We start from the raw sequence: 6870 nt of genomic DNA, 5'->3' as shown, positions 1-6870 counted from the left end.
ATTTTACGTGAAACTTATATGAAATGCATTGCTTTCAGAGGGATTCAGGCCAGTTTTCGTGATGAATATTTCTGATTTGCAATCTAGGGTCATCGACAGGGCAAAACTGGTATGATGCGAACTATGTTTTTAGGGAGTTTTTGTTAGTGCATATTCATATTTTAGGTATCTGCGGCACCTTTATGGGGTCGTTGGCGATCCTGGCGAAACAGCTAGGTCACAGGGTCACAGGTTCAGATCAGAATGTTTACCCACCGATGAGTACCCAGTTGGAAGAGCAGGGGATTGAATTGATCCAGGGGTATGATCCTGAGCAGTTTGATCCGGAGCCGGATCTGATTGTTGTAGGTAACGCCATGTCCCGTGGCAATCCAGCGGTTGAATATGTACTTAATAAAGGTTTGAAGTATACCTCCGGCCCGCAGTGGTTATCCGAACATCTGCTGCAGGATAAGTGGGTTCTGGCTGTATCAGGTACGCATGGTAAGACGACAACTTCTACCATGCTGGCCTGGATTCTGGATCATGCAGGCATGAAACCGGGCTTTCTTATAGGTGGCGTACCGCTTGACTTTGGCGTCTCTGCACGAGTTGGGGAATCGCCTTTCTTTGTCATTGAAGCTGATGAATATGACACGGCTTTTTTCGATAAACGTTCTAAGTTTGTTCACTATCATCCACGTACGTTGATCATGAATAATCTGGAATATGATCATGCAGATATTTTCCCGGATCTGGCGGCTATTCAGCGCCAGTTTCACCATCTGGTGCGTATCGTTCCTGGTAATGGCCAGATTATTCTGCCGCAGGGGGAAGCTGCCCTGGAAGATGTACTGGAGATGGGAAGTTGGACTGAAGTATCCCGCACCAGTTTGCAGAGTGATGATAGCGAGTGGCAGGCAAATCTGTTGCAAGAGGATGGTAGTGAGTTTGAGGTTTTACATAAAGGCCAGCCTCAAGGCGTTGTCAGTTGGTCGATGACCGGTAAACACAGTGTCAATAACGGCCTTGTGGCTATCGCTGCAGCAAGAAATGTGGGTGTTCAACCCCATCATGCAGTAGAAGCTCTTAATGAGTTTGCAGGTGTAAAACGCCGCATGGAACTGATCGGAGAGGTTGATGGCATCCGTATATATGATGATTTTGCTCACCATCCGACAGCTATTGAAACAACGCTGCAAGGCATTCGTGCCCAGGTGGGGGCTGAGAAAGTAGTCGCTGTTATCGAGCCTCGTTCGAACACAATGCGTTTAGGTACACATCAGTCGCTTTTGGCTGATTCAGTTTCTAATGCAGATCAGGTGTGTTGGTATCAACCGGAAGGGATGGATTGGTCTTTGGATGCAGTGGCTGAGCAAAGTACTGTTCCAGCGGTGGTCTATTCTGATACTCAGAAGCTTATTGATCAGCTTGACCAGCAGCTCGAGCCGGGAAGTCATGTGGTGATTATGAGCAACGGTGGTTTTGCCGGTATCCATCAACGCTTATTGGCGCAGTTGCAGAACAGTCGAGGAAATGTAGCCGGGGACAACAGATGAGCGATAGTGAACGAATTACATTAGCCATAACGGGGGCTTCCGGAGCGCAGTATGGTTTGCGCCTACTACAGTGTTTGCTGGCGGTAGATAAACAGGTATTCGTGATGATCTCCCGGGCCGCTCAGGTTGTTATCAATACCGAGACAGACCTCAAACTGCCAGGTACTCCCTCTGAGCAGGAAGCTTTTCTGAGCAAGGAATATTCTGCAGAAGAAGGGCAGCTAAAAGTGTTTGGCCGTGAGCAGTGGATGGCACCAGTTGCTTCAGGTTCTGGTGCGCCGAGTAAAATGGTTGTTTGCCCTTGTAGTACAGGGACATTGTCGGCCGTGGCTACAGGTGCCAGCAACAATCTTATTGAGCGTGCTGCGGATGTCGCTTTGAAAGAGCGCAGGCAGTTGATTCTGGTACCACGAGAAGCGCCTTATTCTGAAATTCATCTGGAGCATATGCTGAAGCTTACACGCATGGGAACGGTTGTTATTCCCGCTAGCCCTGGCTTCTATAATCGCCCAGCAACGGTAGAGGATATGATCGATTTTGTGGTTGCCCGCATCCTCAATCAGTTAGATATAGATCAGTCTCTACTGCCTAGATGGGGTGATGATCTTATTTAGATGAAATAGTCATCACTCATAGGTAAAATCCCCAGTCATCAATTTATCCATTTCGGATACCACTTTTTTGTGCGGTTTTATTAATGCCAACAATTTTAGCTTTGGATACCTCTACGGATGCATGTTCTGTAGCACTGAATATCGATGGCAGTGTTAAAGAGGACTTTCGGGTTATCCCGCGTCAGCATACCCAACAGTTACTACCTATGGTTCAGGAGATGCTGGCTGATGCCGGTATCGGTGTGAGGGATCTTGATGCCATCGCCTTCGGACGTGGGCCGGGCTCTTTTGCCGGAATCAGAATCGCTACCGGAGTAACGCAAGGGTTAGCTTATGCGGCGGATATTCCTGTGCTGCCTGTCTCCACGCTGGAAGCATTAGCTTTGGCTGCTGCTCGAAAGGAGCAAGCTGAACGTGTTGTCGCTGCATTAGATGCACGTATGGATGAGATCTATGTGGCTAGTTACCGTTTTGAAAATGGCCTTCCTTGTGCTGAACTGAATGAAAAGGTTTCTGCACCATCGGATCTACAACTTGAAAACGGTACTTACCTGGCTGTAGGTAGTGGATGGCGTTATCTGGAAGATATGTCAGAGGCTGTTAAGTCTGCCGTTACCGTTGCGTCTGAAACGTACTACCCTTCAGCAGTTGATATGCTGGTGCTGGCTGAGTCAGACTGGCAGAAAGGTAAAGCGGTTTCTGCGGAGCAAGCACTACCTGTTTATCTTAGGGATGAAGTTGCATGGAAGAAAAAGGACCAGCAATAGATGGACTTTTTTCAGGTAATTATTCTAGCTTTACTGCAGGGACTAACGGAATTTTTACCCATAAGCAGCTCTGCACATCTGATACTGCCTTCTCAACTCTTTGGTTGGCCTGACCAGGGGTTAGCCTTTGATGTAGGCGTACATGTAGGTACGCTGATGGCAGTTGTTATCTATTTCAGAAATGAGCTGCGAAATCTACTTTTCGCATGGGTCGGCAGCTTTTCGGGGCAGAAGTCATCTGATTCGAAACTAGCTTGGTTTTGTATTTTTGCAACGATCCCTGCCGTGCTTGTCGGTTTACTCTTCAATGAATTTATAGATCAGAATTTACGTTCGATCCTGGTCATCGCTGGAACTACGCTGATTTTCGGCGCGTTATTAGGCTGGGCGGACCTGTCCCGTAAAGAGTATCGTGACCTTTCCCATTTAAGTCTTAAAGATGCGTTGATGATTGGTTGTGCGCAAGCTTTGGCTTTAATACCGGGAACATCTCGTAGTGGCGTTACTATTACTGCTGCGCTGATGCTTGGCTTAGATCGTCAGTCCGCTGCGCGTTTTTCTTTTCTGTTATCTATCCCGGTGATTCTGGGAGCTGGTTTACTTAAGACCCTTGATCTTATCGGTCTGGGAGATCAGGCTCCCTGGACGATGGTTGCTGTGGGGGCTTTGATAGCGGGGATCAGTGCATTCAGCTGTATCCACCTGTTTCTAAAATGGTTGGATAAAATCGGTATGATGCCCTTCGTTGTCTATCGCATGATTCTGGGCGTTGCTCTTCTTATGATCTGGTTTTGGAGCTGAGGCAACCTATGACTACAGCATACAAATCTCTTGTGGCGATTAGACCTGAGGGAGAAGAGCAGGGTGAATGTGCCGATACTTTAGCAACTGAACTAGACTTGTCTGTTATCAGTTCGCAAGAGCACAATTATGAACTGGTGCTTGAGGTAACCTCAGAAGGGCTTAAATTGCAGCCCTGCGGTAAAAAAGCGCCCGGTGCTACCTATGCAGATTTTATTTCCGGTGCAGTAGCTCATCGTCGTCAGTTTGGCGGCGGTAAAGGACAGATGATCGCTAAAGCCGTGGGTATCAAAGGGGCTATTAAACCCACGGTGTTGGATGCAACTGCGGGATTGGGTAAAGATGCATTTGTCCTGGCGACTTTAGGTTGTGACGTTACTCTGTTGGAGCGTTCTCCTATCATTCATGCTTTGTTGCGTGATGGTTTGGGGCGAGCGCTGGAATCAATAGATGTGAGTGACATTGTGCAGAATATGCATCTTCATCATGCCAATAGTATTGAATGGATGCACGAGCAGGCTGAAGCGGGCTCCTCTTATCAGGTGGTCTATCTGGACCCTATGTTTCCCCACAATGATAAAAGCGCTCTGGTTAAAAAAGAGATGCGGGCTTTTCGTCCAATAGTCGGTGATGATCTGGATGCGGATCAGTTACTCGATGCAGCACTGCAGATTGCAGAAAATCGGGTTGTGGTTAAACGCCCGCGGAAAGCGCCATTTCTGGCCGATAGAAAACCCTCTTTACAGTTTGAGGGCAAATCCAGTCGCTATGATGTGTACCCACTGAAGAAACTGGAAGCCTGAACTAATTAGCACAGGCTGATTGGCTTATTCTTCCTTCAATTTCTTATCGATCAAGCTAATCAGGTGGGGCCTTAAAATCAGGCTCGCTTGCTTAAACAGCGCTTTCGTTTCGAAATTATGACTTAAGCGTCCTTCGTTATCTGTAACTAGATCCATATTGCGCATCTGTTTAATAAACGAGCCCAGTACATTCTGATCTTTATATTCTGGTGTGCTGTAGCCATATTCCAGATGTATCTCTTCAGCGATCCGTTGACTGGTTTCAATCAGGTCAGTTTTACTGATCTCCTGATAACGCTCCAAAACTCTGAGAATGATGTAATAACGCAACAGAATAGGTTCTGCTGTCAGGATCAGGGTATTAACCAGAGGATTGGCTGTTGTGTGCCAGGATTGATTACTGCCGCTTTGTAGTAAGTTCTGTTCGACCAGCTTTTCGCGGATGTTCTTTAATACTGCTGTCAGCTCTTCAATTTGCCAAGGCAGGAAAAGTTCCGACTGAATAAACGGGTAGATCATACGGACCGTGCGGTTAATGCTCTGTGCTTTAGCATCTTTAAGCCTATGCGCCAGCAGCAGATACATAGCAGGCAGAATGAGCAGGTGCTGTATGTTATTCCGGTAAAGGCTCATCTCCTGAGCTTGAGCTTCTGAGAGCTCGACCAGATTCATCTTCAGTTCCAGCTGGTCCATCTCTGCCGCTTCATTAATCCAGTCGGATGGTTTCTCATCCGGCATTAAACCAGTATGTATATCCAGAGCTTTAATCAGGTTGTATAAGCGTGTGCTTTTGTCACTGAGCTCAGCAACGGACTGCAATTGGCTTCCAGCAAGCAGGCAGGTTGCAAGGATGCTGCTCTGTGGTACTGAAGCACTTTGGTTAATCCGGCTAAGTACTTCAGTAGCTACGAGTTGTACATCCTGGTTTAAGCTGCGGTTGTTATCGGTATGTTCTTCAAGGCAGATTGGATCAGCGAAACCCAGATAGGTTCGACCAAATTTTTCTCGCAAAATACTCAGCGTAGAGAAGAAGTGTAAAAATGATTCTTTCTCTTTCTTAGCGCCAGATAACTCTTTTTGATAACTACGACTCTCTACCAAACGGTCATACCCGATCCAAACAGGGATCAACGCGACAGGTGGTTGGCCTTCTTCTCGGAAGGAGTCAATACTCATCGAGAGCAGGCCGGTTTTGGCAGGTAGCAATCTACCGGTTCTACTCCGTCCACCTTCGATAAAATACTCCAGCGAATGTCCACGATGGGTCATCTGTTGCAGATACGCTTTATAGAGGCAGGCGTAAAGGGGATCACCCTGGAATTTGCGGCGCATAAAAATAGCACCACCCCGTTTCAGAATTGGGCCAATGATTGGGATATTCAGATTTTCACCTGCGGCTACGTGAGGGATCATCAGACCATGACGATAGAGCGCCCAGGAGAGTAATAGATAATCCATGTGACTGCGGTGACAGGGTAGGTAGATCAGCTGGTGAGTTTTAGCGATCTCTTGCACCGCTTCTATGTTGTTTATTTTTACCTCTTTGTACAGGCGTAACCAGACCCAGTTGAGTAGAGGGTCCAATAGCCGTGCAGTAATAGGGCTGAAGTTAGCTGCTATCTTATCCAGTGTTTTAACGCAGTGACGTTCGATACGATGTTTACTCGTACCCCGCTCAATAGCCTGCTCATCAATAGCTTGTTGGACCTGGGGATTATTCAAAACCAGGGAGATCAGTGTTCTGCGGTGGGACAGGTCTGGGCCGATAATAGAACGACGGACAATACTGAAGTGAGTACGTAAAACCCGTGAAGCTTTGCGTGCCACGGTATCACAGGAATCCCCATCATCCATAAGCTGTTTTAGCTCTAGTGGCTTATCCGTGCGCACCAGAGTTTGCCTGCCATTGATGAGTAACTGCAGCATGCTGCCGAGCGGACCTGCTTTGTGCCAGGTTTCGGCGTAGAGTAGATTTAGCCAGGAATCTTCTCTGCCGGGTAAGCGGCCATGAAAAATTGCAACGGGAACTAGCAGGGTATTAAGCTGATCATTACTTTGCTGAGTGTTGATAAGATCAATCAATGTCTCGCGAAGAGGTGCTAAACCGCCCGAATCAGCCAATAGAATCTGGTCATCATTGATATGCCTCTGCTGTTTCTGCAACAGATTCTTTAGCAATAGCTTGTGGCTTAATCGATCATTTTCAAGAACGTAATAAACCGTCTGATTTTTACTTTGTCCTTGTAAAAGCAGTTGTGGATTTATCAGTTTTGGGCGGGTCACCAGGCTGATAAATAAGCCACCAAGTTTGTGTAAGCTGCGCTGAATCAGTGGGAGCATAGGAGGT

At 47.1% G+C, this 6870-nt stretch carries 6 protein-coding genes; 5 read left to right on the top strand and 1 reads right to left on the bottom strand.

Translation table 11 applies throughout. The features are described from left to right. The first annotated feature begins 146 nt into the window (after positions 1-146). The 5 genes from mpl (at position 147) to GY843_RS18300 (ending at position 4523) form a co-directional block, all read left to right on the top strand. Positions 147-1538, top strand: coding sequence for a UDP-N-acetylmuramate:L-alanyl-gamma-D-glutamyl-meso-diaminopimelate ligase (gene mpl, locus GY843_RS18320; protein WP_297311791.1), 1392 nt, complete (start codon positions 147-149; stop codon positions 1536-1538). Next, positions 1535-2152 (top strand): flavin prenyltransferase UbiX, encoded by a 618-nt coding sequence (locus tag GY843_RS18315; RefSeq protein WP_297311789.1) that lies wholly within the window; start codon positions 1535-1537, stop codon positions 2150-2152. The genes mpl and GY843_RS18315 overlap by 4 nt, the downstream gene beginning before the upstream one ends. An 83-nt stretch (positions 2153-2235) precedes the next feature. Then, the gene (gene tsaB, locus GY843_RS18310) at positions 2236-2919 is read left to right on the top strand and encodes a tRNA (adenosine(37)-N6)-threonylcarbamoyltransferase complex dimerization subunit type 1 TsaB (protein WP_297311788.1); all 684 of its coding nucleotides are present in this window, start codon (positions 2236-2238) and stop codon (positions 2917-2919) included. After that, entirely contained in the window at positions 2920-3720 is an 801-nt protein-coding gene (locus GY843_RS18305) for an undecaprenyl-diphosphate phosphatase (RefSeq protein WP_297311786.1), read from the top strand. A gap of 8 nt (positions 3721-3728) precedes the next feature. Continuing rightward, entirely contained in the window at positions 3729-4523 is a 795-nt protein-coding gene (locus tag GY843_RS18300; RefSeq protein ID WP_297311784.1) for a class I SAM-dependent methyltransferase, read from the top strand. A 24-nt stretch (positions 4524-4547) separates the two neighbouring features. On the opposite strand, the gene plsB is transcribed toward GY843_RS18300, so the two are convergent. Next, entirely contained in the window at positions 4548-6863 is a 2316-nt protein-coding gene (plsB, locus tag GY843_RS18295) for a glycerol-3-phosphate 1-O-acyltransferase PlsB (protein ID WP_297311782.1), read from the bottom strand. Between the last annotated feature and the right edge of the window lie 7 nt (positions 6864-6870).

Origin of the sequence: Neptuniibacter sp., assembly GCF_024231755.1 — a bacterium.
GTDB lineage: Bacteria > Pseudomonadota > Gammaproteobacteria > Pseudomonadales > Balneatricaceae > Neptuniibacter.
This window is presented reverse-complemented; position numbering and strand designations above follow the sequence as displayed.